20 protein-coding genes, 1 tRNA gene, 1 other RNA gene and 1 pseudogene are annotated in these 25,974 nt (G+C 60.8%); 8 read left to right on the plus strand and 15 right to left on the minus strand.

The features are described from left to right. Nucleotides 1-5: 5 nt before the first annotated feature. Nucleotides 6-1,430, minus strand: a complete 1,425-nt coding sequence (locus D3791_RS09910; protein WP_022875432.1) for a CitMHS family transporter — start codon at nt 1,428-1,430, stop codon at nt 6-8. A 162-nt stretch (nt 1,431-1,592) separates the two neighbouring features. Between D3791_RS09910 and D3791_RS09915 the strand changes: the two genes are divergently transcribed. Together D3791_RS09915 and D3791_RS09920 are read left to right on the plus strand one after the other, a co-directional pair. Then, entirely contained in the window at nt 1,593-3,311 is a 1,719-nt protein-coding gene (locus tag D3791_RS09915) for a sensor histidine kinase (protein WP_246241991.1), read from the plus strand. Continuing rightward, entirely contained in the window at nt 3,308-3,979 is a 672-nt protein-coding gene (locus D3791_RS09920) for a response regulator (RefSeq protein ID WP_172512066.1), read from the plus strand. Before D3791_RS09915 ends, D3791_RS09920 begins: the two co-directional genes overlap by 4 nt. A 9-nt stretch (nt 3,980-3,988) precedes the next feature. Here the strand turns inward: D3791_RS09920 and D3791_RS09925 are convergent, their stop codons facing one another. Then, nucleotides 3,989-4,744, minus strand: a complete 756-nt coding sequence (locus tag D3791_RS09925) for an aminoglycoside 3'-phosphotransferase (RefSeq protein WP_172512067.1) — start codon at nt 4,742-4,744, stop codon at nt 3,989-3,991. 115 nt (nt 4,745-4,859) lie between these two features. On the opposite strand from D3791_RS09925, the gene D3791_RS09930 reads away from it, so the two are divergent. After that, entirely contained in the window at nt 4,860-6,470 is a 1,611-nt protein-coding gene (locus D3791_RS09930; RefSeq protein WP_172512068.1) for an alkaline phosphatase D family protein, read from the plus strand. An 82-nt stretch (nt 6,471-6,552) separates the two neighbouring features. Here the strand turns inward: D3791_RS09930 and D3791_RS09935 are convergent, their stop codons facing one another. From D3791_RS09935 to D3791_RS09975, 9 genes and pseudogenes are all read right to left on the minus strand, one after another. Then, nucleotides 6,553-7,839, minus strand: a complete 1,287-nt coding sequence (locus D3791_RS09935; RefSeq protein WP_022875437.1) for an aspartate kinase — start codon at nt 7,837-7,839, stop codon at nt 6,553-6,555. A gap of 172 nt (nt 7,840-8,011) precedes the next feature. Further along, on the minus strand, nt 8,012-8,563 hold the full coding sequence (locus D3791_RS09940; protein WP_172512069.1) for a hypothetical protein: 552 nt from the start codon (nt 8,561-8,563) through the stop codon (nt 8,012-8,014). Between the two features lie 103 nt (nt 8,564-8,666). Next, a complete protein-coding gene (locus tag D3791_RS09945) occupies nt 8,667-9,143 on the minus strand; it encodes a MarR family winged helix-turn-helix transcriptional regulator (RefSeq protein WP_022875439.1) in 477 nt (158 codons plus the stop codon). Between the two features lie 10 nt (nt 9,144-9,153). Next, on the minus strand, nt 9,154-10,854 hold the full coding sequence (locus D3791_RS09950) for a DHA2 family efflux MFS transporter permease subunit (protein WP_172512070.1): 1,701 nt from the start codon (nt 10,852-10,854) through the stop codon (nt 9,154-9,156). Between the two features lie 384 nt (nt 10,855-11,238). Beyond that, a pseudogene (recR, locus tag D3791_RS09955) lies at nt 11,239-11,829 on the minus strand (recombination mediator RecR); the annotation flags it as partial. A gap of 90 nt (nt 11,830-11,919) precedes the next feature. After that, nucleotides 11,920-15,378, minus strand: coding sequence for a DNA polymerase III subunit gamma and tau (locus D3791_RS09960; RefSeq protein WP_172512071.1), 3,459 nt, complete (start codon nt 15,376-15,378; stop codon nt 11,920-11,922). 9 nt (nt 15,379-15,387) lie between these two features. Next, on the minus strand, nt 15,388-16,308 hold the full coding sequence (gluQRS, locus tag D3791_RS09965; RefSeq protein WP_172512072.1) for a tRNA glutamyl-Q(34) synthetase GluQRS: 921 nt from the start codon (nt 16,306-16,308) through the stop codon (nt 15,388-15,390). 27 nt (nt 16,309-16,335) lie between these two features. Next, an RNA gene (gene ffs, locus D3791_RS09970) (signal recognition particle sRNA small type) lies at nt 16,336-16,432 on the minus strand. 56 nt (nt 16,433-16,488) lie between these two features. Next, nucleotides 16,489-18,021 (minus strand): HNH endonuclease signature motif containing protein, encoded by a 1,533-nt coding sequence (locus D3791_RS09975; protein WP_172512073.1) that lies wholly within the window; start codon nt 18,019-18,021, stop codon nt 16,489-16,491. A gap of 188 nt (nt 18,022-18,209) precedes the next feature. Between D3791_RS09975 and D3791_RS09980 the strand changes: the two genes are divergently transcribed. Beyond that, a tRNA-Ser gene (locus D3791_RS09980) sits at nt 18,210-18,297 on the plus strand. A gap of 57 nt (nt 18,298-18,354) precedes the next feature. Here D3791_RS09980 and D3791_RS09985 read toward each other — a convergent pair. Next, nucleotides 18,355-19,536, minus strand: a complete 1,182-nt coding sequence (locus D3791_RS09985) for an IS481 family transposase (RefSeq protein ID WP_281350584.1) — start codon at nt 19,534-19,536, stop codon at nt 18,355-18,357. A 313-nt stretch (nt 19,537-19,849) separates the two neighbouring features. Between D3791_RS09985 and D3791_RS09990 the strand changes: the two genes are divergently transcribed. After that, complete coding sequence (locus D3791_RS09990) at nt 19,850-20,215, plus strand: VOC family protein (protein ID WP_172512075.1); 366 nt, start codon at nt 19,850-19,852, stop codon at nt 20,213-20,215. Nucleotides 20,216-20,322: 107 nt separating this feature from the next. On the opposite strand, the gene D3791_RS09995 is transcribed toward D3791_RS09990, so the two are convergent. After that, nucleotides 20,323-21,363, minus strand: a complete 1,041-nt coding sequence (locus D3791_RS09995; RefSeq protein ID WP_022875446.1) for an isopenicillin N synthase family dioxygenase — start codon at nt 21,361-21,363, stop codon at nt 20,323-20,325. 464 nt (nt 21,364-21,827) lie between these two features. Here D3791_RS09995 and D3791_RS16755 point away from each other — a divergent pair, with 464 nt between their 5' ends. Further along, nucleotides 21,828-22,139, plus strand: coding sequence for a type II toxin-antitoxin system VapB family antitoxin (locus D3791_RS16755; protein ID WP_082689318.1), 312 nt, complete (start codon nt 21,828-21,830; stop codon nt 22,137-22,139). 72 nt (nt 22,140-22,211) lie between these two features. Beyond that, on the plus strand, nt 22,212-22,838 hold the full coding sequence (locus tag D3791_RS10000) for a LytR C-terminal domain-containing protein (RefSeq protein ID WP_022875448.1): 627 nt from the start codon (nt 22,212-22,214) through the stop codon (nt 22,836-22,838). A 19-nt stretch (nt 22,839-22,857) separates the two neighbouring features. Here the strand turns inward: D3791_RS10000 and D3791_RS10005 are convergent, their stop codons facing one another. Then, nucleotides 22,858-23,547 (minus strand): DsbA family oxidoreductase, encoded by a 690-nt coding sequence (locus D3791_RS10005; RefSeq protein ID WP_172512076.1) that lies wholly within the window; start codon nt 23,545-23,547, stop codon nt 22,858-22,860. Between the two features lie 130 nt (nt 23,548-23,677). On the opposite strand from D3791_RS10005, the gene D3791_RS10010 reads away from it, so the two are divergent. After that, nucleotides 23,678-24,397, plus strand: a complete 720-nt coding sequence (locus D3791_RS10010) for a YoaK family protein (protein WP_061952925.1) — start codon at nt 23,678-23,680, stop codon at nt 24,395-24,397. Nucleotides 24,398-24,474: 77 nt separating this feature from the next. Here D3791_RS10010 and D3791_RS10015 read toward each other — a convergent pair whose 3' ends face one another. After that, entirely contained in the window at nt 24,475-25,824 is a 1,350-nt protein-coding gene (locus D3791_RS10015; RefSeq protein ID WP_172512954.1) for an amino acid permease, read from the minus strand. Nucleotides 25,825-25,974: the final 150 nt, after the last annotated feature.

The following is a 25,974-nucleotide window of genomic DNA, read 5'->3' on the forward strand; positions in this document are numbered from 1 at the left end:
GGGCCTTAGCCCATGTGGATTGCGCCCAGCAGCACGCCCGAGGCGAGCATGACCAGGGATACCACTAACGCACGCCACAGAACCTTCTTGTGATGATCGCCCAGGTCCACGCGGGAGAGCGAAACCAGCAGCAAGATGGCCGGAACGAGCGGAGACTGCATGTGCACCGGCTGGCCGGTGATCGAAGCGCGAGCCATATCCACGGCAGGAACTCCGAAGTGCGCGCCGGCCTCGGTGAGCACTGGCAGGATGCCGAAGTAGAAGGCGTCATTGCTCATCAGGAAGGTGGCCGGGATGGAGATCAAACCGGTGATCACTGCCATGAATGGGCCAAGCGAGTCAGGGATGATGGCGACCAGCCACTGGCTCATCGCATCAACCATGCCGGTGCCCGAGAGCACGCCGGTCAGCACTGCCGCGCCGAGAACCATGGAGACCACGGCGATGATTTCGCTGGAGTGGCCTGCGATCATCTTCACCTGGTCGGAGACCTTCGGGAAGTTCACGACCAGGGCAATGGCGGTACCGACCATGAACAGGTAGGACAGCGGCAGAACGTCGACAACCAGCAGCACCATGATGGCTACGGTGAGGACCAGGTTGAAGTAGAAAGTCTTTGGACGCAGGGTTTCGCGGTTCGGATCCAGCACGGTGCCATCCATGGTGGCTGCCTCGGTGCCGTCGCCCTTGCGAGCCACAGCTTCCAGCACGGCCAGGTTGCCGCCCTTTGGCGATGCGCCAGCTGGCGAAGCGCCGCCGGTTGGGGAGGTGATGTTGCCGCCGCCCATTTCGGTGCCCCACAGTTCCGGGCGCTCACGCTGCAGGCGGCGGCGTTCGGAAACGCCCAGCTGCCATGCGAACAGGCCGATGACTACCAGTGCGATACCCAGTGAAGGGAGCATTGGAACAAAGACGTCTGCGGCATCGACGTGCAGCGCCGCAGCGGCGCGAGCGGTCGGACCGCCCCAAGGGACGATGTTCAGCGTGCCGTTGGTCAAGCCGGCCACGCAGGTCAGCACCACTGGGCTCATGCCCAGGCGCTGGTAGATCGGCAGCAGGGCTGCGGTGACCACGATGAAGGTGGTCGAACCATCGCCGTCCAGCGAGATCACTGCGGTGAGCAGCGAGGTGCCCAGAACAACCTTGGCGGGGTCGTTGCCCACAAGCTTTTGAATGCCGGCGACCAGGCGGTCGAAGAGTCCGACATCGATCATGATGCCGAAGTACATGATGGCGAACATCAGCAGGGCTGCGGTGCCGGACATGTCCTTGATGGCGTCCATGATCATGTCGCCCAGTCCGAAGCCTGCGCCGGTGAACAGCCCGAAGATGGTTGGGACGAGAATCAATGCCAGGAGTGGCGTCATGCGTTTGGTCATGATCAGCGCCATAAAGGTGGCGACCATGAGGAATCCGAGTGCAACTAGCATTGCCCCGACCTCCATTTCGGTGAGTGTACGTCGTTGTGTCACCCAATTGCTTCAGGGCACCCATTCAAGGTACGTGGCGGGGCTCACGTTGCGCGCCTTGTGCTGATTATTGAACGCTTAAGTTCTTTGCCATCTTTTTGCTCATTAAAATCGCGTTGTCCGATGAGTGCGTCTATGCTGGGTGGCATGTTCCGTTCCGGCCCGCGCTCGAGGCATTTCGCGTCGCGCATCATGCGCTTGCAGTTCCTCGTCATCGGCATCTTGATCGTGCTGGTCACCGCAGGAACGCTCTATGCCAGCTATGACCGCGTCTATTCGCGGGCCGAAGACACCTCGCTGACCATCGCCCGATCCGTCGCCGTGCTCCCGGACGTCATCGAAGAAGTCACACGCTACGCGGCCATCGAAGACCTCGACGAAAAAGAGCTCTCCAACGGAAAGCTCCAGCAGCTGGCCAACGCCATTCTGGAACAAAAACAGGCGTACTTCGTGGTGATCACCGAAGACCGCGGGCTGCGGCTGAGCCACCCGAACCCCGCGGAAATCGGCCAGATGGTGTCCACCGACCCGGTAGCCCTGGACGGCATCGAGGCGGTCTCCCGGGAACATGGCACCCTGGGCGAATCGGTCCGCGCGAAGGTCCCGATCCGCGGCGAATCCGGGCAGATCATCGGCGAAGTGTCGGTGGGCGTAACCACCCAGTCGCTGACCGGGGCGCTGCTGCAATCCTTCAGCTGGATCGTGCTTTTCGCGCTCCTGGCCGCCGGGCTGGCCACGGTGGCCGGGCGGGTGACCGTGCGCCGGCTCAAGCGCCAGACCCTCGGGCTTGAGCCCACCGAAATCGCGCAGCTGGTGCGCGATCAGCAAGCCGTGCTCTATGGCGTCACCGAAGGGGTGATGGGCATTGGCGCTGACCGGCGGATCACCGTGCGGAACAAGGCAGCCCGGCAACTTCTGGGCCTGCCGCACCGCACCGAGCTGCAGGACGTCGTTGGCCGTCATTTTGAATCCGCGGGACTCGACCAGCGGCTGGTCAAGGCCATCAAGGAACGCGATCCGGCCCCGGTGCGCTTGGAAGCGAACGGGAATTCGCTGATTGCCCGCGTGAATGAAGTGAACCGCGACGGGGTTGATCTGGGGCAGGTGGTCCTGCTCCACGACGTCACCACCATCGAGGCTTTGGGCACCAAGCTGGATGCCGTCCAGGATATGGCCGACGCGCTGCGCGCCCAGCGCCACGAGTTCGCCAACCGCATGCACGCGGTCCTTGGATTGATAGATCTGGGCAAGATCGAGCAGGCCGAAGCCTACTTGCGCGAGGTGATGGAAGCCGGGCCGAAGATCGCGCAGGTGCCTGGGCTGGAAGCGATCCAGGATGCCTATCTTTCGGCGTTCATCTCCGCCAAGGCCGTCCGCGCCCATGAGCAGGGCATCGAACTGCGGGTGTCGAGCCAGTCGATGCTCTTCGGCCAGATCGCCTCGGCCCACGATGCCCAAGACGCCACCGCGGTGCTGGGCAACCTGCTGGACAATGCCTTCACCGCTGCCTTGCGGGGCGAGGGGAAACCCTGGGTGGAAATAGACTTGCTCTCCGAAGCGACCACTTTGCACCTTGCTGTGGCGGATTCCGGCCCGGGCATCACCACCAGCGAAGATATTTTCGCGCGTGATGTCAGTACTGGTTCCCATCTGGGCAATGAACACGGCCGGGGAGTGGGATTGCCGCTGATCAAGCGGCTGGCGCAGGCACGCAGCGGAGATGTCTGGATTGCTGATCCGGGCAGCGGCGGCGATGGCGCAGTTTTTGCCGCCCGGCTGCCAGCGGTGCTGGTTGAACCAACCGCACCCGAGAACAACGAGATCGAAGGAGCAAAGCCGTGAGCGAGACCGCTACCGGAAACTACCAGGTCATGATCGTCGACGATGACTTTCGTGTTGGCGCCCTCCATGCAGAGATGGTCAACTCCATTCCGGGCTTCCAAGCTTTGGAGCCAGTACAGGATCCGCGCATGGTGCCCAAGCTCGTGAGCACGCTCAAGCCCGATCTGCTGCTCTTGGACCTGTACCTGCCGCACGTCAGCGGCATTGAGCTGCTGCGTGAATTGGATGTGGACGCCATTATGATCTCGGCGGCCACCGAGCCGAAGAATATCGCCAATGCCATCCGCCATGGGGCGCTGGCGTTTATCATCAAGCCTTTTGACGCCAAAACGCTCAGCGCCAAGCTCAAGGGCTGGGCGCGGTATCGGCGGCAGCTGACCGGGGTGACGGAGTTCAACCAGCAGGGAGTCGACCGGCTCTTCCGGGCCCTGCAGGGTGGCGAAGAAGCGGCTCCGGCGGTCGGTGCCGCTCCCACCGAGCAGGCAGTGCTCAGCTGCGTGAAGGAAGCTTCGGAACCGATGAGCGTGGCGGAGGTGGCAGAAGCCGTGGGTGTCGCCCGGGCAACGGCGCAACGCTACCTGGCAGCTCTGGTGGCCAACGAATCGTTGGAACTTCAGCTGGGATACGGTACACGTGGCCGCCCGGAACACCGGTACGTGGCACGCTAGAAACCACTGTCAGGTGGCATCCCAGATGCGCCGGTAGAAGGCGATCCTTTCCTCGTCAGGATCCATTCCGTAACCGGCATATACGCATTGCTCATAGCCGGGACCATAGTTCCATTCGGTGCTCCAGGCGGCGATGGCAAGATCAGCCCACCGGTCCGCGACCCCCAACTTTCCCAGGTCAACGTGGGCGAAGAAGTCGCCGTTCGCATCCAGTTGCGTATTGGGCAGGCAAGCATCGCCGTGGCACACCACCGCATCTATCGGCGGAGCATCGGCGAGCAATGCGGATTGCTGGCTGATGGGAAGGGAAGCGATGCGGGAGGAGAGGTCCCAGCTGAACGGGCATGACCCTGCCGGCAGCGAATCATGCAGCTGCCTCAGTCCCTGGCCGACGGCATAAGCTGAACGCTCCTGGTCGTTCTTGCTCCGATCGCTCACAGCGCTGAATCCCGGCAATGCCGCGGTGAGCAGCAACTGGCCTTCGGGGTGCTCCTGGAAGGACAACACCTCAGGGACGAGGATGTAGCTTCCGGCCCACCGCAGGCGATGGGCCTCGGATCGAAGATCGATCTCCGGGTGGATTATCGGGCCCGGCGACCATTTGGCGTAGCGGGTATCGGCTCCTTGCCCGATGCGGAACGTCGCCCCGCCCAGGGCGTTGAGCCACACGCCCTCGATGGCTTCGGTGCCGGCCGCTAAGCGCACCGCTTCCGGGATCGGGAAGCCGGCGGGAGGCGGGCCGGAGATGACTCGTTCATCGCTCATTGAACCAGCATGCCAGCAGCTAGACGGAATGCTGGGCAACCGAGTCCGCGAGGTTTTTCTTCATGTTCATCTCGGTGCCATAAGCTGGCTAAGCTCAGGCACCACAGTGGGAGACATGACTAATATTTCGCGTCGAAACCTGCTCACCGGAGCCTTGGGCGCTGGAGCCCTCGGCCTTGTTGGCCCTACCGGTGCCGCTTTGGCCTCCAGCAGCCCACGCCTGGTCCGATCACGCTTGGGACTGACCAGCGGCTTCTCCATGGGAGATGTTTCCACCAACAGTGCGGTGCTCTGGGCCCGCAGTTCAGGCGAAGGCCGCCTTCGCGCGCAGCTGCGCGCCGTGGATGAAGCCGGCCAAATCATCCGCGGGCGAGGATCCTTCGTCCGCACCCTGCGCGGTGCCCAAGCCACCGAGGCCAGCGACTTCACCGCAAAAATCAGCGCCGCCCACCTGCCAGCGGGAACACGCTTCTCGGTCAGCATCGGCTTCGAGGATGAGAACGGAACCGTTGGCGAAACCCAGCAGGGCTGGTTCAGCACCGCGCCTTCGGGAACCGGGCGCCGCAACCATGAGGCCGCCCGCGCCCAGAGCTTCGTGTGGTCCGGCGACACCGCAGGCCAGGGCTGGGGCATCAATGAGGAGATCGGCGGCATGCGCGCCTACGCCGCGATGCACGCCGCCAAGCCCGACTTCTTCGTGCACAGTGGCGACACGATCTACGCCGACGGCCCGATCCTTGCCGAGGTTGAGGAAGCGGATGGCCAGATCTGGCGCAACCTGGTGACCGAGGAAGTCTCCAAGGTCGCCGAAACCCTGGACGAGTACCGCGGACGCCACCGCTACAACATGATGGACGCCAACGTCCGCGCCATGTACGCCGAGGTTCCGGTCATTGCCCAATGGGATGACCACGAAACCCACAACAACTGGTGGCCGGGCGAGACCATCACCGATGAGCGCTACACCGTGCGCGACATCAATACCCTCGCGGCCCGTGGACGCCAGGCCTGGCAGGAATACCAGCCGATCGCTGACCCGCGGGCCATGAGCGGCGGCACCGGATTCGAAGCAGCTCGAATCTACCGAAAGATTTCCCGGGGACCAGCCTTGGATCTTTTCGCTTTGGATATGCGTACCTACAAGTCCGAAAACACCGACGGCAAGGAAAGCAGGGAAACCGCGATCCTCGGCGAAGAGCAGCTGAACTGGCTGGTCGACGGATTGGCTGCTTCGAAGGCCACCTGGAAAGTCATCCTCAACGACCTGCCTTTGGGCATCATCGTACCCGATGGCAAGGCGCAGGAATCCATTGCCAATGCAGATCACGGTGCGCCGCTGGGCCGCGAACTGGAACTGGCACGGCTGCTCAAGGCCATCAAGGACAAGGGAATCAAGAACGTCGTCTTCCTGACTGCTGATGTGCACTACTGCGCCGCCCACCACTACTCGCCAGAGCGAGCCGCTTTCAGCGACTTCAACGAGTTCTGGGAATTCGTGGCAGGCCCGGTCAATGCCGGATCATTTGGTCCGAACCAGATGGATGGGACCTTCGGTCCCAAGGTGGAATTCGCTTTGGCTGGTACGGTCGCAAACCAGTCGCCGCGTGATGGCAAGAGCCAGTTCTTTGGACATGTGGATCTTGATGATCAAGACATGTTTACCGTCAGCCTGCGCAACGGGCTGGGCGAGACGGTCTACTCCAAGACCCTGGAGCCGGTGAAATAGTAGGAAGCCGGCAGAAAAAGGTCATGCCTACGGCGCTGGAAAATCCAGTGCCGCAGGCATGATCTGTAGCGGGGCTGTGCGCCTAGCGTCCGGTGCCGCCGTAGACGGTGGCTTCCACATCGGTGTCCAAATCGAATGCGGTGTGGATGGCGCGAACCGCGTCATTGAGCTTGTCGGCGTCGGTGACCACGGAGATGCGGATCTCGGAGGTGGAGATCATGTCCACGTTCACCCCGGCGTTGTGCAGGGCTTCGAAGAAGGTGAAGGAAACGCCTGGGTTCGAGCGCATGCCCGCACCGATCAGCGACAGCTTGCCGACCTCGTCATTGTGCTCGATATCCTCGAAGCCGATCTCGCCCTGGGCGGTGGTCAGCGCGCCGAGCACGTTCTTGGTTTCGGTCATGGGCAGGGTGAAGGAGATGTCGGTCTTGCCCGAACCACGGGTCGAGATGTTCTGGACGATCATGTCGATATTGGCCTGGGCCGCGGCGATCACGCCGAAGATCTGGGCTGCCTTGCCAGGGATGTCCGGCACGCCGATGACGGTGACCTTGGCTTCGGAGTGGTCGTGGGCGACACCTGAGATGATTGGCTGTTCCAAGGGTTCTCCCTCTTGAATTTTGATTTTGTCGTCGGGGTTCGGGAGCACCCAGGTGCCCTCGTGAGTGCTGAATGAAGAGCGCACATGCAGTGGCACGCCGAAGCGGCGCGCGTATTCCACGCAGCGCAAGTGCAGGATCTTGGATCCGCTGGCGGCCATTTCCAGCATTTCTTCGCTGGTGATCTTCTCGATCTTCTTGGCCGAAGCAACAACGCGCGGGTCAGCGGTGTAGACGCCGTCCACGTCGGTGTAGATTTCGCAGACATCGGCGCCCAGTGCGGCGGCCAATGCCACCGCGGTAGTGTCCGAGCCACCACGGCCCATGGTGGTGATGTTGTTGGATTCCTTGCTCATGCCCTGGAAGCCGGCAACGATCGCGATGAAGCCGCGGTCGATGGCGCGACGTACACGCTGGGGGGAAACCTCCATGATGCGCGCTTTGCCGTGCGTGGAGTCGGTGATCAGGCCGGCCTGAGACCCAGTGAAGGAAGCAGCTTGCTCACCAAACTGATTGATGGCCATGGCGAGCAGAGACATCGAGATGCGTTCGCCCGCGGAGAGCAGCATGTCCATTTCGCGTGCAGGTGCATCGTCGGTGAGCTGGCCTGCCAGGTCCAGCAGGTCATCGGTGGTGTCGCCCATGGCTGAGACAACTACAACAACGTCGTGGCCCTGAGACTTGGTGTCAATAATTCGACGCGCCACACGCTTGATGCCTTCGGCATCTGAAACTGACGAACCGCCAAATTTTTGAACAATTAGGCCCATGGGCACTCACTCCACTTGTTGAAAGCTGTGACTCGTTATTGGCGCATGGCACAACACGAGGCATCTACCAAATAAATATTGTGACAGCTACAGGCCAACTTCTCCTACTTGTGACGGTAAACATTGGTCATATTGCCTAGGAAGATTAGTGGCTGTTGTTGAAAAGCGTGGGCTATTGCTTGAATTCAGCCAATATTTGTCGCCAAAAGCTCTTCCATTCAGACACCTGATCAGGTGTTTCAGCCTTAGTAATGTTAATGGCAACCGAGGATTTGTCGCCCTTAAGCCCAATATCCACTTGGGCCTTGGTGCCATCGCTGAAGCTGGCCCGCCAGTAGCGCCAGCGCTCGGAGCCGCTGCTGCGCGCTGGTTCGGCCAACGTTTGGCCATTAAAGACATCCATGCCGTCCACTTGTTCTTCCCAGCGTGCCAAGGCCGTATCCAGATCCGCAGCAACGGTAGTGCTGACCGATCCTTGGAAGGTTCCGTCTTGGGCCTGGCCGGGAAGGCGGCGGCCGATTTGCTGCTCATAGGCGACGGCCACCGATTGCGCCCACCACCCGGGGTTCTCCACGGCCTGTGGCATGAGGGAGTATGCGAGTTCAGCGATTTCCTTATGCGTCATTTCGCCGGCCTTGGCTTCGTCGAGCTGGGTGCTCCAGGTCGGCCAGGGCACCGAGGTGGCATTGGCGATGGCTGAGGTGTTGCTGCTCTTGATTCCCATACGTGAAGTCTAAGCAACGCAGACTGATTGATGGCAGAAAAATAGCCGGGCATCACGGTTTTCCCGTGATGCCCGGCCTATCGCACCGATCTATTGATTTAGGCTAGATCGCCTGGATTTCCAGATTCAGCCGTCCCAGCAGTTCCACCAGCGTATCCAGATCATCGTCAGCCCAGTTGCTCATGCGCGAACGAAGCTCCTTGCGCCATTCTTCGAAACCGCTGTGCCAGCGTTCCTTGGCGTAATCGGTGGGCAGCAGGTCCGAAGCTCTGCGGTCTTCCGCGTTGACTTCGCGGACCACCAGATCAAGCTGTTCGAGCTTGGAGATCATGCGGGAGAGCGTGGCCTTGTCGACCAGCAGCTTCTCGCAGATTTCCGATTGGGTGATCCGGCCGTTGCGCAAGATGAGCCCGAGAACCGGCAAGTAGCCGGGCGTCAATTGGCCGTTGAGCCGATGGGCGAGCTCGCGCTTGAACCGTGCGGTGACCGCAATCAGCGAGAACAGTTCCTGCTCTGCCAATGAGTAGCGGTCTGCGCGATCCTTGGTGCAGTTTGAAGCGTCCGCACTGGTGGTATCCACTGGGGTTCTCCTAGTTGCCGGTCGACTTCGTTGCTGCTCCCGGAACCTGGTTGCTGGCGGCAACCTGCTCCTGGATTTCAGCGTCGGCATTCTCATTGCCGGCAGCCAAGCCGTTGGCGCCCAGAGCGGCTTCGGCGTCGACTTCCTGCATGCGCTCGGAAGCGGTTTGAGTGGTCAGCGACTGGTTGGGGATCAAGCAGACGGAGATCACGACAATCAGCGACAGCGGAGCGGCGAAAGTGAATAGCGATGGGACCGCGTCACCGTAGATGGATTCGAAGATGACGCGCACTGGCTCAGGCAGGGTGGAAATGGTTGGCAGGTTGCCCGAGGACAGCACCTGGGCGACTTCCTGGCCCTTCGCGCCCAGCGATCCGATGGCCTGCATCAGATCTGCTTGGCGGTCGGCAATCATATTCGGAATGGTGGCTGCCAGGATGGCGCCCAGCCCGGCGGTGCCGGCGGTGCCGCCCAGGGTGCGGAAGAAGTTGACCGAGGAGGAGGCGACGCCCAGTTCCTTGATGTCAACCGAGTTCTGCACGACCAGCACCATGTTCTGCATGACCAGGCCCATGCCGGCGCCCAGGATAAACATGAACGAAGCGACCAGCGCGTAATTGGTGTTGTAGTGGATGGTTCCCAGCAGGAACAGGCCAACGACGATCAGCACCGAACCGACAACGACGAGGGACTTCCATTTGCCGGTGCGCGAGATGATCGCGCCGCCGATGGTTGAAATAACCAGCAGGCCGCCCATCAGCGGGAAGGTCATGAGCCCGGCCATGGTGGCTGAAGCGCCACGAGCCATGATCATGTACTGGCTGAGGAAGACCGAAGTGCCGAACATCGACACGCCAACTGCCAGCGAAGCGATCACCGCAAAGGTGAAGGTGCGGTTCTTGAACAGCGACATGCTCAGCAGCGGTTCAGAGGACTTGATTTCCACCAGGACAAAAGCGGCGAGCAGGACTACCGCGCCAACGACCATCAGCAGGCTGGTGGTGGAAGCCCATTCGAATTCGGAGCCGCCCAGCGACATCCAGATCAGCAGCAGCGAGACACCGCCGGAGAGCAGCACGATGCCCCAGTAGTCAATCTTGACCTTGCGCTTAGCGATGGCCGGAAGGTGCAAGGTGCGCTGGATCAACAAGACGGCAGCAATTGCGAAGGGCAGTGCGATGAAGAAGTTCCAACGCCAGTTGATGGTGTCGGTGACGAACCCACCGATCAATGGTCCGCCCACGGTGCCAACGGCCATGACAGCGCCGAACAGGCCCATGTACTTGCCGCGTTCGCGTGGCGAGAGGAAGTCGGCCATGACGATCTGCGCCAGGGCGCCGACGCCGCCGCCGGCCAGGCCCTGGATGACGCGCATGGCGATCAGGAAGCTGGTGGTCTGCGAGAAACCGGCTGCGGCGGATGCCAGGACGAAGATCGCCAGCGAGATCTGCAGCAGCAGCTTGCGGTTGCCGAGGTCGGCGAGCTTGCCCCAGATTGGGGTCGAGATGGTGGTTGCCAGCAGGGTGGCGGTGACCACCCAGGTGTAGGAGGTCTGGCTGCCGTTGAGGTCGGAAACGATCACTGGCAGGGAACTGGATACGACGGTGTTGGCCAAGATCGAGACGAACATGCCCATGAGGATGCCGGTAAGAGCGGTGAGGATTTCACGGTGTGTCATCTTGGGCTTGGCGACCGGTGCGATTGCGGTCATTGAAGCTCCAAAAATTCTAGGTTCAGGTCAAGAGGGCCTGATTGGTTGATTGATGTCAACTATACGACGATAGTTGACGACTATCAACTAAGGTGTTCCATCGCACACCGATGTATTAACCAGCGAACCCCGCACCTTCCTGCCAAGAGGAAAGTGCGGGGCTCGCTCGGGAACTGCTTATCGGCTGCGGTGGTTATCCATCTCGGGAACCACTGGATGCGATGGGCCGTCGGCCTCGCCTGTGGGGGTCTTCGCCGGGTCAACGGCCCGGAAGAGCTTGGGCGCAGCGTCCGAAGCCTGATCCGCCGGAACCTCTGGCTTCTGCGATGCAGCGGAATCATCAGAAGCAGGCGCCGGGCGGCGCGCGTTCGACGCGCTGGAACCGGCGGTGCGGCGGCCCTCGAAGGCGCGAGCCAACGTCACCTCGTCCGCGTACTCCAGATCGCCGCCCACCGGCAGGCCCGAGGCCAAGCGGGTGATCCGGATGCCCAGGGGAGCGAGCGCGCGCACCAGATAAACGGCGGTGGCTTCGCCCTCGAGGTTCGGGTCGGTCGCCAGGATCAATTCGGTAATGGATTCATCGGCAAGGCGCGTGACCAGTTCGCGAATGTGCAGCTGCTCCGGGCCGATGCCGGCCAGCGGATTGATCGAGCCGCCGAGCACGTGGTACTTGCCGCCGAAGGCGCGGGTGCGCTCAATGGCCATGACGTCTTTGGATTCCTCGACGATGCAGATCTTGGTTCCGTCGCGGCGTTCATCGCGGCAGATCGCGCAGATCTCCTGCTCCGAGATGTTGAAGCAGATCTCGCAGAACTTGACCTTCTCCTTGACCAGCTGGATGGACGCGGCCAGGCGCGTCATATCCTCGGCGTCGGCGTCAAGAATGTGGAAAGCGATGCGCTGAGCCGACTTCGGGCCGATGCCAGGCAAGCGACCGAGCTCGTCGATCAATTCCTGTACAGCACCTTCGTACACGTGCGCCTTCTTTCTGCGTTGCTGGAAATCTGTGGAAATCTTCCGTGTTACACCCTAGTGTCTCACCCCGGCAGCATGCCGTGGTGCGGGCTACAAGCTGCGTTTGATCTCCACGACATTGCCGTTCACATCCCGCTGTTCAATGACCATGCCACCGAGCAGGCGTTCGACTGCGGGCACGCCGATAAGCGCCGAATCCTCGACCTCGATGTCGTCGTCACTCGGGACGAACTCCTCGGGTTCCTGGTTCTGCACGGGGCTTGCCGAGGCGGAAGGGCCGCCCCAGCCGCCGGCGGCCTGGGTTGGCGCCGGCGCGCTCGGAGAGCTCTTGGCCTGGTTCATCAGCTGCTGATAGCGGCTCATGCGCTGGCTGGCAGCTGGTGCAGCCGGCTCGCTTGCGGCGGCCTGCTCCTGCTGCGGCGCACCCCAGCTCGGGGCGGCTTCCGGGGCCGGCGCAGGCTTGGGAGGTGCAGGTTGGACTGGAGCCTCAGTCCGGGCAGGGGCCTGGACCTGCTGCTGTGGCGCGGCGGGAGCAGGAGCTTGCGCTTCTGGCTCAACCACCGGTGCCGAAGCCGCCGATGGTTGCGGGGCCACCGGTTCCTGGACTTGCAGTTCCGGTTCCGCGGTGTCATGCACGGCCAGGTTCTGGAACGAATCCGTGGTGCTCTGCGGGTGCAACGGGGTGCTCGAAACCGGCCGCGGAATATTCGGCGTGCCGACTTCCGCCTGGCGGGCGCTGAGCCCTGCGGTCATGCGAGGCTTCGGTGCTACCGGTGGGCCGCCAAAACTGCGTGGCGCACTGGGCTGGCGTGGTTCGGGAGACGCGGCGGCCTGGGCCGCCGGGGCTGGCTGCTCGATAGTCTCGCGAGGCTGCGCTGTTTCAGGCTGGCGCTGCGGCTCGCGCTGCGCTGCCGGTTCCGGCGAATAGTACGGGTCATCCGGGAATGGCGGCTCATCCATGAACGGCTCGTCATAGGGTGGCGGCACATCATCGTAGGAGCTGACGTATCCATCGGCGGCGCGCGACTGCGGCGCCGCCGGAGGCGGTGCCACAGGCGAAGAAGCCGGGGATAACGGGCTGGCAGCAGGTGCCGGGGCGGCGGCTTGTGCGCGCGCGGCGGCACGCGCAGCTACCCCAGCAGAAGTTACAGGCTTAGTGAACTTGGTTGGTGCTGGGGTTTGCGCCGGGAGTGGCCGGCGCTCACCTTTTGGGGAACCACCGCCAGCCGGGTTGGATCCGCCTTCGGTGAGCACTATTTCTATGGGGGACCCGGCGATTTGTGAAACAACCCCGGTCAAGGTGTTCATCAAATCCGGACGATTGCGCAGGTTCACGATGGGCCCGGTGTTGCTGAACGCCAAGGTGAGCGTGCGGCCATCAAAGCCGGCCACGGACCCATAGGTCGCCACCATCGAGTGCAGCACGCGGGAATTGCCCTGCAGCTGCTCCAAGATCATTGGCCATGCCTGCTGGAACTTCTGAACCGGGGAACCGGCACCTGGCTGCTGCGACGGCTGCGCAGGCTGAGCTTGCTGTTGCTGTTGCTGTGCTTGTTCGCGGGCAGCGCGTTCCTGGGCTTCGCGTTCGGCTTGTTCGCGCTGCGCCTGCTCTTGCTGAGCCTGTGCCTGTTGTGCAGCCTGGCGCTGGGCAACGAGCTCTGCCTGGTCAGGCTGCTGAGCTGGAGCGGCCGCCGGGGCAGGAGTCTGGGCAGGCGACTGCTGCTGTGGCGCCTGGCTAGCCGGCTGCTGGGTACGGGACGCTGCAGCCTTGCGAGCGAATTCGGCCATGGCAGGGTTCTGCTTCACATCATCGATGGAGACCCCGGTGCCGAAGGACAGGTCTTCACCGCTGGACGGATCCGGCACCAAGCTGAACGGCGCAACACCCTCAGGGCGGGCAGCAGGAACACTTGGACCAGGCTGCACCTCGGTGGTCACCGAATAGCTGTCATCCTTCGGCCCCCAAGTTGCACCCCAGTCGGCAGCTTCGCCGGTGTTCAGCGAGGACTGCGCATCGGGATCCAAGGGCGCGTTGGGGTCATCATCGGCAGATTGCGGCTGCTCAGAGGCTTCGGCCTGAGGTGCCTGCTGACGCTGCTCAGGCTGCTGTGCCTGAACCGGCTGCGGCTGGGCCTGCTGAACTTGCTGGACTGGCTCTTCGGCCGGAGCCGGAGCTTCCTGCTGTTCGACTGGCGCCTGCACCTGCTCAGCAGTGGTTTCCTGGCTTTGTGCCGGCGCGGGCATGCCTTCACGGCGGGCCTTGGCCGCTGCCAACGCTTCACGCACCGCGGCAGCACCCTGGCGGGCCGCGCCAGGATTCGGCGCAGCGCCCAGCGAAGCCGAGGAGCCTTCGGCCTGCGCCTCGTCAAGGGCTGGTAACTCCCCGCCGGTCATCGCATGGCGTTCCAAGCGATCCAAACGAGCGGCAAAGGAAGAAACCGAGTTCTCGGAACCAGGCAGCATCAAACGGGCCGCGAGCAGCTCCAAATGCAAACGTGGCGAGGTCGCGCCGGTCATCTCGCTCAGCGCCTTATTGGTGACATCAGCCCAGCGCGATAGCTCGCCCGCGCCGACCAAGCCTGCCTGCAGGCGCAGGGCCTCCAGCTGGTCCTCTGGAACACCGCGAAGGATCTTTTCCAGGCCTTCAGGCATGGCCTTGGCGATGATCAGGTCGCGGAAGCGTTCAAGGATGTCTTCGACAAAGCGCCGCGGATCCAAACCGGTCTGGATAATGCGGTCAATGGCGCCAAAGAGCCCAGCGCCGTCAGCCTCGTGAAGGGACAGCGTCACCTCATCCAGGAGTGTCGAATGGGTGTAGCCCAGCAACGCGATGGCAGTCTCATAATCCAGCGTTCCTTCACGGGCACCAGCCATCAGCTGGTCGAGAACCGAGAGGGTATCTCGGACCGAACCGCCACCGGCGCGGATCACCAGCGGAAGCACGCCCTCGGCTACCGCAACATTCTCGCGTTCGCACAAAACCTGCAGGTACGCCAGCAAGGCTTCCGGCGGAACCAGGCGGAAGGGGTAGTGATGGGTGCGGGAACGAATGGTCCCGATAACTTTCTCGGGTTCCGTCGTCGCGAAGATGAACTTGATATGCGCTGGCGGCTCTTCAACGATCTTCAGCAGGGCGTTGAAGCCTGCCGCGGTGACCATGTGGGCCTCATCGATGATGAAGATCTTGTAGCGGTCACGGGTCGGAGCGAAGGTTGCCCGCTCGCGCAGGTCGCGGGCATCGTCTACGCCACCGTGGCTGGCCGCGTCGATCTCGATGACATCCAGCGAGCCTGGGCCGCCATTGGCCAGTTCGACACAGCTCGGGCAAGTGCCACAAGGAACCGGAGTCGGGCCCTGTTCGCAGTTCAGGCAACGAGCAAGGATTCGTGCGGAGGTCGTCTTACCGCAACCGCGCGGACCGGAGAAGAGGTACGCGTGATTAACGCGGTTTTTCTCCAGAGCCGTCATCAGGGGAGCAGTAACGTGTTCTTGTCCGATGACGTCGGCAAACGTATCGGGACGATACCTGCGATATAGCGCTGTACTCACACCGGTTCCCTATCGGTTGCGTGATGCCCCGGGCATCAGCTGTTGGACGATATTCTCTGGTTCAACGATCCACGGTTCACGCGGCAGGTTTACCGGATCGAAAGCTTCTAGGGCTGCCTGCAAACTCGTGCTGGGCAAGCCCAATGACTCTAGCAAAATCGCCACAACATCGGCTGGATGTACCCCGTGTTCGGTGATCTCTTCGAGTGTTACTGCGCCATCGCGCTTGGCCAGGCGCTGGCCCTTGGCATTCAAAGCCAGCGGCACATGGGCGTACTCCGGAACGTCGTAGCCCAAAAGCGTTGCAAGATATCCCTGGCGCGGGGCCGAGGAGAGCAAATCATCTGCGCGCACGACCTGATCGATTCCGCTCAGCGCGTCATCGACAACCACCGCCAAATTGTAGGCGGGTGCACCGTCATTGCGGATGAGGACGAAATCATCCACGACGCCCATGTAGTCGCCAGCCAGCTGGTCGTGAACCGAAAACTCGGTGACCTCGGCGCGCAAGCGCAGAGCCGCTGGGCGTTCCTTTGCCTTGGCCTCACGCTCGGCGGGGCTCAAGTCCCGGCAGGTTCCCGGGTACGCGCCGGGGGCCGCGTGCGGTGCGCTGGCGGCTTCGGCGATGTCCTTGCGCGAGCAGAAGCAAGGGAAGAGAAGATCCCGTTTTTTGAGCTGTTCTACGGCGTCAAAGTAAATCGGCAGGCGTTCGGATTGGCGCAAGAGCGGACCATCGAATTCCAAGCCCAAAGACTCCAGCTCGGCGAGCTGGGCAGCCTCGGCTCCGGAGCGGACCCGGTCAAGATCTTCGATCCGCAACAAGAAGTCGCGTTGCGTGGAACGGGCAAAAAGCCATGCAAGGATTGCCGTGCGCAAATTGCCAAGGTGGAGTGGCCCAGAAGGGCTAGGGGCGAAACGGCCAGCGCCCACGTGGACTCCATTCGGCTTGCGTGAAAAAGTAAAGACCCCTCATGCACCTGCCAGAGCCCATCTACCCTTGCTACCTTCCGGTCCTGGGGGAGTTCAACAGGATGACACCACACGAGGGGTCATCGAAAATACTACCCGAGGGTGGTGCTTGGATAAAAATCGGAGAGCGTGCGCTTGCTCTCAACCGGTATCCTCATCCGTTGATTCGAACCATCCCAGGACCTTGCGCACCCGCTCGTTGAGCTGAACTGTCGGAAGCATCGGCGTCTGATCCTTCTCGAAGTCGAAGTTCTGCACATTCGTGACGCTTCCGGGAAGCTCAATGCACACCACTCCATGTGGCGAACGCCAGTTCACTGAGCCATCAGGAAGATAAGTGGCCTGCCATCCCAAGGCATGCTTGAACATTTGATGCCGCTTGCACAGCAAGTGCGTATTGGTGCGCGAGGTATGTCCGCCGCTGGCCCAGGCCTCAATATGATCGATCTCCGAAGTCTCTGCCGGACGATTGCACCCGGGGAAGCGGCAGCAGATATCCCGATTGCGCAGCAGGTCGCGCAGCGCCTTCGAGGGCCGGTACTTCTCACGGCCGACATCAATCACTGCCCCGGACCATGGATCCGTGAGGACCTTCATGAAGGACGGGGCATCTTTGGCAATGCGTAACGCCGTCCCGATGGGAATGGGGCCGTAGCCTTCCAGATCGGCTAAGGCTCGCTGGGGATCGGTCAGCATTTCAAGCGCCGGAATAGTCACCGCGACCCGTGCCTTCAATGGGGTACCGCCTCCCGCGGGCCAGCCATCGAGCAGCGCATCGCAGATGATGTCCAAGCGGCGTTGCTGCTCGGTGCGCTCATCGTCGGGATCATTGTGCTGTGCCGCGTGCCAGTTCACGGTGTTGATGATGCTCAGGGTGTTTTCGGCCGGCATGTACAGCTGGATGACCGACATGCCGTTGGGCTCATTCCAATAGCTCACCTTGCGGTCCTCGGCGCTCTTCTTATGGCGTTCTTCAATGGGGCGAGGGTGAAGGCGTTCATGAATCTTTCTCGCGCGGTGGGCAACGGCCGAGTCGGTAGCCGTGCGGGCAATGGGCAGCAAGGTTTGTTGCATATGCTGCACGTCTTCCGGGTCGAGGTCCTGGGATTGCTTGACGATTTCTTGCGCTGTCCTGGTGGTGATCTCACCTCGGCTTAGTTCTTCGAGGGTCTCGGGGCAAAGGTGGCGCAGGCCTTCTGCGATAAATAAGCGGTCGCGCGCATTGGCCTCGGTGGACCGCAAGGCTATGGCGGTTTCGGCGACAAATGATGAACGAATCACTGTTTCTTCCGAAGGGTCGATGCCGTAGTACTGCGATGACTGGTCCTGGAGCGCGTCATTCGGGGCTTCAATGAGCGGGTCTTGCGCTCCCTGGGCGGTGGAGGCTTTCACTGCATGCTCGTATGAATCTGCAATCACTGCTGCTTCTGCGGCGTCCAGCATGCTCCGGAGCCGGGTTATGTCTTTGAGCGTTTCCAGGCCCTGGTCCGTTGTGGCTGCAGGTGGAAGTTCGTAGAGCTTGCGCGCTGTGGCGGCAACCTGCGTGAACAGATTGTCTTGATCCAGATTCGCTGCCCATAGCCCGAAATCTCCGGGCGTAGTCCGTTGCCCGGGTGGACCGATATGCAGGCGGCGAGGATCATCGCTGCTGTGAAATACCTCTCTTTTGCTCATATATAGCAGTATTCGCGCTTCTGGACGAGGTGGAACGAAGAAGTGACGAGGTGGGTATAACCTCTAAAAACGCCTAGATTCAGGGAAGAACGCCTTCGGTGACGGCATGGGAAACGGCGGGAGAACTCTCGATTCGTGATTGAGCGAGAATTTAGATATGCTGGATCCTGCTCCACGGAGCAAACTGAGGAGGATTCGCCTAGCGGCCTATGGCGCACGCCTGGAACGCGTGTTGGGTTAACGCCCTCAGGGGTTCAAATCCCCTATCCTCCGCCATTGTAATGTCTCGGGACATCGTACGTACGATGTCCCGAGACATTAGTCTTTTAACGGTCACCTATTCAGGCTCGAAATTGCTTTTTGGTAATCCTTCGAAGGGTCAATTTTGAAGTACCTGATGATTTCGCCGGTTTTTCTGTTGATGACGGTTACGTCCCGATCTTCAACCATCATGCGAACCGGAATGCCTGAGTAGGTGCGCCCCACACCGAGGTGTCGAAGCTGTCCTGCGTACCTGAGTGTGAGTTTTCCGTCTTTATCTACCGTGTCGGTTCTGATGCGCGGTTCATCGTGCGACAACGGTTTGGGAACGGCTTTGGGCAACGCGGTGTAACGCACGTTGGGTGGTTTCCTTCCGGCACCTTTGTGCGGCCGTTCCATGTTGTAGATTTGTTGAAATTCCTTCAGTTGCTTATTGAGTTCAGCTACCGTCGTGGCTTGCGGCTGGGCTTTGAGCCAAAGCTTGAGGGTGCGGTGAAATCGTTCGACTTTCCCCTGGGTTTGAGGATGGCTTGGGGAGCCGTTGATCTGCTTGATATCCCACTGTTGCAACAACTTCTCGAATTGGTTCTTCGCAGGCCCGTCGCCGTTGGTTTTTCCTGTGAAACGGGTGGTGAACACCAGCCCGTTATCGGTCAGTGATGATTGGGGCCGGCCATGTTTTTCGCAAGCGTCTATGAATTGTTTGATAACAAAACGCCCAGTCACGGTCCTGTAGGCGTGGATGCTGATCAGGTATCTGGAGTGGTCATCGATGAAGTCGAGGATCTCTGTGTCGCTGCCGTCGACTAGGGTCCAGTGCGTGAAATCGGATTGCCACATTTCGTTGGGGAGGGCTGATTCGAAGCGTATGAATGAGGATTTGGGGCGTTTTTGTGGTTGGTCCGTGACCTGGTTGCCCTGGCGCAGGATGCGGTGGATGGTGGATTTTGCTGGTGGGGTCAGTCCTTCTGTTTCGAGGTGGGATTGAATGGTTTCTGCTCCTGCGTCCAGCCCTTTTTTGGTGAGTTCGTCGCGGAGCTCGGTGATGCGGTTTCTGATGATCTCCGGTGTTTGGTTGGGTGATGTTTTGGGTCGTTTGGATCTGGGTTCGTAGGCGGCTTCCCCATCGAAGGCGTAGCGTCGGACGAGTTCTTTGACCCAACGTTCCGAGACGTTGAAGTGGTGTGCTGCGGCTTTGGCGTTCATCGATCCGTGAACGACTGCAGTGATGATTTGTTTGTTGCGTATATTCACATTTTGAGGGTGAACGATGTCCTAGGACATGGTCTGACGCCACGCTGATGAAGGATGTCTCAGGACATGTAGGTGGTGTCAGGAGATGGTTCTGGGTGTCCAAATCGTGATGTGGCGGGAGTGGAATGATGTCCCAGGACATGGGTGAACGATGTGTTGAATCTACACACCCTATCCTCCGCCATTTTTAATGTCCCGGGACATCGGTAAAACGATGTCCCGGGACATTATTTTTTTGCCTTCTGACATCGAGTGATTATTTGCCGGTATGATCCGAACCAACTGACGATCATTCTTTCGATGAGGCAAGATCATGGCAAGTGTATTGAGCGAGATTTCCGTGGACTGCGCGAACCCGATGCTTCTGGCTCGCTTCTGGTGCGAAGTGCTGGACTTTGAAGTGCGTGAAGAACAAGCCGGATTGGTGTCCATCGGCGCTCCCGATGGGAACAGCGGGGCTATCGTAATGACCTTCGCACAGGTTCCCGAACCGAAATCAATGAAAAACAGGCTGCACCTCGATGTGCGGCCATTTGGCACAGACCAACAGCAAGAAGTCGATCGCCTACTGTCCCTTGGCGCCTCGTACGCGGACGTTGGCCAGGATGAGGACGTGAGCTGGGTAGTGCTCGCCGATCCGGAAGGCAACGAGTTCTGCGTCCTCTCCGGCAACAGCTAAAGCTACAAGCAACAAAAAAGACCTGCCAGCCTCAACCCGAAATTAATCTCGGGCTGAAGCCAGCAGGTCTTCGTGTTTTCCTCCCCGGAATTCGGGGAGCAGATGAACTAGGCGCTCTTCTTGGCCTTGACTACCTCTGGGTAGTGGATGGCAGCGGTCTGGGGGTGGGCACGCAACCAGCCCTTGAGAACATTGGCACCGTAGGAAGCCAGCATCGGGTTCTCTGGATCATCGGAGACGCCGCGGGCTTCGGCTGCCAGTTCTGCTGGCAGCTCGACCTTGTCGATGACTGCGTCCAAACGTGGCGAGTAGAAGAACGGCACCGAGTAGCGATCAACGCCAGCAGGTGGTGCGATCACGCGGTGGATGGTGGCCATCAGGTAGCCGTCGGTTGCGACTTCCAGCATTTCGCCGAGGTTCACGACCAGTGCGCCTGGAGTCGGCGGAACTTCGATCCACTCTTCCTGGCCGTATGGCTGAACCTGCAGGCCGCCAACCTGGTCCTGCAGCAACAAGGTGACGAAGCCGTAGTCGGCGTGCAGGCCAACGCCCTGGTTGCCGGACTCCGGAACGACATCGCCGGAAACGTAATGAACCAGTTTGCCCATCCATGACGGGGTGTTGGCGAACGGCTCATCAAAGTGGTCTTCGGGCAGGCCCAGGCCAACGGCAATAGCAGACAGCAGCTCATGGCCGGTCTTGTTCATCAGCTCGGCCCACGCCATGGCGCGTTCTTCAAGCTGAGGGAAATCTTCAGGGAACTGGTTAGGGCCCTGCAGGTTCAAATAAGGCTTATCGGCTGGCACGACTGCCAGGGTGTCGCGCTCGGGTCCGTAGTCGATCTGTTCGCGGGCGTCGGCGCGGCCGCGGGTGATCTCGGTGCCCATGCGGGTGTAGCCGCGGAACTGGGCGCTGTTGCGGTTATCGAGCTTGATCTTCTGCTCTACTGGCTTGTTGAAGAACTCGGCGATGGTGTCCAACAGCTCTTGGTCTTGGCCTTCTTGTGAGCTGTAGCCAACGATTTGGAAGAATCCAACACGATGGGCCGCGTCGCGAAGTGCAGCAACGAAATCTTCGTTGAAGCTGCCGTCAGCGTTGCGCGAGGTAGAGATGTCGAGGACTGGGATCTCGGTGACTACGTTTTTCATAACCCCAGAGTGCACCTCATGACGGGATTGTTACCAGCCTAAGTTACGCCGGGTTCCCCCAAGTTTCTCGCCGTGTAACAATCCTTGCGAAGGATGAAAATGAGGTTCATAATAGGGTTTTTTGCCATCGGCGGGGAAATCTGTCTGGAAGATGCGGCCGCTGGATATCGTTCTTTTAGTCCTGGATATCCTGATGCGTGTACAGCATACGATGCCAGTGATCTGCCTATGCAAGGATTACGCACAGCACAGGGTTTTTGACGTGCCCGCGCCACAACTGGCCTCGCGCGTCCGTAATCTGGATGCGCGATTACTACCGTGGGTTCCGGGTCTCGGACAGGGCGGAACATAGTGAAGCTGGCGGTCAGAACCGGGACGCCCGCCGAGCGAAACTTATTCAAGCGCACACTGTCGCGCACCGAGTAATTCCAGTGATCTGACTACTGGGCGCTTATGCTTGAAGGGTGATATTTCGAGCAGTAGGTGACGGCCGTCCATACCCAGAACACGGGTTGGTCTCCTCACGCGACTGGAGCGAACTGCCTCCGCAGCAGGTGAAGCTGGATCAGCTTGTTACTACCAAGTCCACACTTGACTTGGAAGCGCTGCTCTCGGAAGATTCCACTTTTTACGGCGACTTGTTCCCCCATGTTGTCCGGTATGGCGGTGTCCTTTATCTGGAAGATGGCGTGCACCGAGCGTTGCGTTCCGCGCTTCATCATCGCTCCGTAATACATGCGCGGATATTGGATTTAGACGGCGATTCGATAAGCTAATTTCCACGAGGATGACGAGCTGGTTTTCCTCAGCTAGTCGTAGCCGCGGGCTACCCGGAGCTAGGTGGGAAGATGCGTGAACGCGAAGACCCGGCCGAATGGCACGGGGCGCATATTGTTGATGAGCAAGACTTGAGTTTCAGCTCGGATCAAAAAGCCAAGAGCCGTGCCCGCAGGCGCCAAAACGCGGTGTTTGCCGTCATGGCCGTGCTTGTTATGACTGTCACCGTGGGCGCGCTGCTCATCGCGACCGGAAACTGGAAGCCCGGAGCGGATGCCACGGCCGCGGACACCGCAGAGCCGACCCCTGTGAAAATCGAGAACGCCAAGTGCCCTGAAGTCGACTTCTCCTATCAGGATCCGCAGAGCTTCAAAATCCGGGTGCTGAACACCACGAATATCGCGGGACTAGCCTCGGACACCGCAAAATCCTTGGAAGAACGCGGCTTTAAGATTGCCTCGTTGACCTCGGGCTGGGATTCGCTGTCGGCAACCACCGGGGCTGTCATTGCCGGTCCAGATGGCTATGCCCAGGCCTTCACCGTCCAGCGCCAGGTGCCGGGCGCGGTCTTCATCTTCGATCCGGAAAAATGGGGCACGACAGTAGACCTTGCCGTCGGTGAGAAATACGAGGGCCTGCAAAAGGACCGCAAGCTCGATACCTCCGCCGGCAAGCTGGTGTGCGCGCCGGCGGAGTAATCGCATAAGGCTTTCAGACCTACTGGGTTTTCACATTCTCCGCGTAGACCTGGGTGAGGGCATTGGCGAAAACATCGGCCGGCTGAGCGCCGGAAATCCCGTATTTTCCATCAAGGATGAAGAACGGAACGCCACTGATTCTGATCTGCTGGGCCTGCGCGATGTCGGCGTTGACTTCTTCGGTGTAGGCGCCGGCCTCAATCTGCGCCCCGAGTTCCACTACGTCGAGATCCAACGAGCCAGCCAGCTCCAGCAGCGTCTGGACGTCGCCGGTATCCAGCCCCTTTTCAAAGTGCGCGGAGAGCAATAGCTCCTTCATCTCATTGCCCGCTCCGTGCTGCTTTGCGTATTCCAGAACGCGAAGGGCGGTGAAGGAGTTGGCCACCTTGAGGTTATCGAAGTCGTACTCCAGGCCTTCCTCGGCCGCCTGCGCGGTGACGTGCTGCAGCATCTGCTGGACCTGCTCCTGATCCAGGCCCTTCATTTTCGAGAGGTACTCGGCTTCGCTGCCGTCGTAGTTATCCGGCAAGGATGGATCCAGCTGGTAGGCGTGCCAGTACACGTCGACGTTCTGCGAATATTCAAACGCTTCGACACCCTGCTCGAAACGCCGCTTGCCGATGAAGCACCAGGGGCAGGCGATATCGGAGAAGATGTCTACGCGCAGGCGCTTGGGATCAGCAGGCTGTTCGCCAATAATTTCACTCATACTTGAGCTAACAACTTTGTCCTCGAATGCATTCCGCGTACCGGGTGGACCTGAAGCAGCCCAGTGGCTGGAATAATCGAGAGCAGGACAAGAAGTCCGAGAACGCAGAAGTACACAGGAAGCGGTGCACGTGGCAAAGAATCTTCGCTGGCGCGGAATCCTTTTTGCCGGAACCATCACCGCCATGGCCGGATTCGTGGACGGCGTCGGGTTCGTCCACTTTGGCGGCTATTTCCTCTCGTTCATGTCCGGCAACTCCACTCGTTCCTCGGCCGCCTTGATGACCGGGGATGTCACCGGGTGGATCAACGCCATGTCCCTGGTGGCCAGCTTTGTCGCCGGCGTGGTGATCGCGACCCTGATGACCTCGCCACTGGCTGCGCTTCGCAGGCCGGTGGCCATGTATTTCAGCGCCGCCTTGCTCTTGGCCGCTGCTGCCACCGGAACCATCCAACCTCACGCCACTGCGCTCTTATTGGCCGCCGCGATGGGCGTGGTCAATGTGTCCTATACGCGATCTGGCGAAGTGTCCTTGGGCCTGACCTATATGACCGGCACCTTGGTCAAGCTCGGCCAAGCGCTCGGCGGAGCGATCCTCTCAGTGCTCACCGGTTCCAACCGGGGAACCAACCGATTGCTGTGGCTGCGCTACGCGGTGCTGTGGGCCATGATCACCGTAGGCTCGCTCGGCGGCGTCCTCGCCTACCTGCACCTGGGCTTGGGCAGCCTATGGATCGTGGGCGCAGGAATGCTCCTCTGGGCCACCCTGGCGCTGCTCCAGGAGCTGCGCGCAAAAGGCGAGCTGCCCGCGGACGCAACCAGCGGCGCGCACCGGGAACTCATCGAGTAGCTACCTGCCTTCGGATACGAGAACAGCGCCTGGCCTCCCCATCGGGAAGCCAGGCGCCACATCTACGTTCAAGCGGATCAGCCCTGCACGGAGTCGCTGTCCTGCTTGATTGCAGCTGCTGGACGCACCAGCACCTTGTAGAGCACGCCGAGCAGCAACAGCCAGGCGATGCCGGTGTACAGGGCCACGCGGGTCTCGGCGCTCAGCGCCAGCAGCACCACGACAAAGGCCATGAAAACCAGCGCCGCCCATGCGGCAATGGTTCCACCTGGAACAGCGTATTCGCGGGGCAGCGAGCTATCGCGGCCGGCCTTGGATTCCTGCCGGCGCATGGCCAGATAGGAGGCCAGGATCATGATCCACACCCATACGGTCGCGAAGGTCGCGATGGAGGCGATGATGGTGAACAACGCTTCAGGCAGCAGGGCATTGAGCACCACGCCGACCAGCAGCACGATGGCCATGATGACCACGGTCATCCACGGCACGCCATTGCGGGAGACGCGGCCGAAGGACTTCGGCGCATGGCCCGCTACCGACATCGCGTAAAGCATGCGCCCGGCGCCGAAGGTGTCGGCATTGATCGCCGACACCGCCGCGGTGATCACCACGGCATTGAGCACGTGGGCTGCCGCCGGCAAGCCGAGGCCGTCGAAGATCTGCACGAACGGCGAGGCCGAGCCATCGATCTGGCGCCAGTCGAAGAGCATCATGACCACGGCCAGGGAAGCCACGTAGAACAGCAGGATGCGCCATGGCACGGTGTTGATCGCGGCCGGCACCGAGGTGGATGGATCGTCGGCCTCGCCCGCGGTGATGCCGATGGTTTCGATGCCGCCGAAGGCGAACATCACCACGGCGAAGGACAGCAGAAGGCCCATGAAGCCATTGGGGAACAGGGTTCCGGCGCTCATCAGCGTGGCCACGCCGGTGGCGGTGTCGGTGTCAGGGGCGTTGAAGCCGAAGACGATCAGGGCCGCGCCGCCCACGATCATGGCGATGATCGCGGTGACCTTCACGATGGCCAGCCAGAATTCGGTTTCGCCGAAGACCTTCACCTTCATCAGGTTGATCGTGGCGATCAGCAGCACCACGGCCAGCACCCAGATCCACTGCGGCACCTGCGGGAACCAGAAGCCCATGTAGATGCCGAAGGCAGTGACATCGGCGATGGCCACAATGGCCATTTCGAAGCTGAAGGTCCACCCGGTGACGAAGCCGGAGAAGTTGCCCAGGTAGCGTGACGCGTAGTGCGCGAAGGATCCGGAGACCGGATGCTTCACGGCCATCTCGCCCATGGCGCGCATGACGATGAAGACGGCCGCGCCGCCGATCATGTACGCAAGGAGCACTGCGGGCCCGGCGGCCTGGATGGCGGAGGAAGAGCCATAGAACAGGCCCGTTCCGATCGCCGAGCCCAGGGCCATGAAGCGGATGTGGCGGGCCGTGAGCCCGCGGGCGAGTGAGGCCTTGATATCGGTCACGATAGTATTGCTCGGATCCTGTTCGGGTGCATTCGTTTGTGGGCCTGAAACCGTTGAAAACAGAAATCAGCCGAGAAAATCCTATGTTCTCTC

The organism is Glutamicibacter mishrai (genome assembly GCF_012221945.1).
Taxonomy (GTDB): Bacteria; Actinomycetota; Actinomycetes; order Actinomycetales; family Micrococcaceae; genus Glutamicibacter; species Glutamicibacter mishrai.

Coding starts and splice junctions, on each gene's coding strand:
- D3791_RS09910 (WP_022875432.1), bottom strand. CDS start 1,430: ATGCTAGTTGCACTCGGATTCCTCATGGTCGCCACCTTTATGGCGCTG.
- D3791_RS09915 (WP_246241991.1), top strand. CDS start 1,593: ATGAGTGCGTCTATGCTGGGTGGCATGTTCCGTTCCGGCCCGCGCTCG.
- D3791_RS09925 (WP_172512067.1), bottom strand. CDS start 4,744: ATGAGCGATGAACGAGTCATCTCCGGCCCGCCTCCCGCCGGCTTCCCG.
- D3791_RS09930 (WP_172512068.1), top strand. CDS start 4,860: ATGACTAATATTTCGCGTCGAAACCTGCTCACCGGAGCCTTGGGCGCT.
- D3791_RS09935 (WP_022875437.1), bottom strand. CDS start 7,839: ATGGGCCTAATTGTTCAAAAATTTGGCGGTTCGTCAGTTTCAGATGCC.
- D3791_RS09940 (WP_172512069.1), bottom strand. CDS start 8,563: ATGGGAATCAAGAGCAGCAACACCTCAGCCATCGCCAATGCCACCTCG.
- D3791_RS09950 (WP_172512070.1), bottom strand. CDS start 10,854: ATGACCGCAATCGCACCGGTCGCCAAGCCCAAGATGACACACCGTGAA.
- D3791_RS09975 (WP_172512073.1), bottom strand. CDS start 18,021: ATGAGCAAAAGAGAGGTATTTCACAGCAGCGATGATCCTCGCCGCCTG.
- D3791_RS09990 (WP_172512075.1), top strand. CDS start 19,850: ATGGCAAGTGTATTGAGCGAGATTTCCGTGGACTGCGCGAACCCGATG.
- D3791_RS09995 (WP_022875446.1), bottom strand. CDS start 21,363: ATGAAAAACGTAGTCACCGAGATCCCAGTCCTCGACATCTCTACCTCG.
- D3791_RS10000 (WP_022875448.1), top strand. CDS start 22,212: ATGCGTGAACGCGAAGACCCGGCCGAATGGCACGGGGCGCATATTGTT.
- D3791_RS10005 (WP_172512076.1), bottom strand. CDS start 23,547: ATGAGTGAAATTATTGGCGAACAGCCTGCTGATCCCAAGCGCCTGCGC.
- D3791_RS10015 (WP_172512954.1), bottom strand. CDS start 25,824: ATGGCCCTGGGCTCGGCGATCGGAACGGGCCTGTTCTATGGCTCTTCC.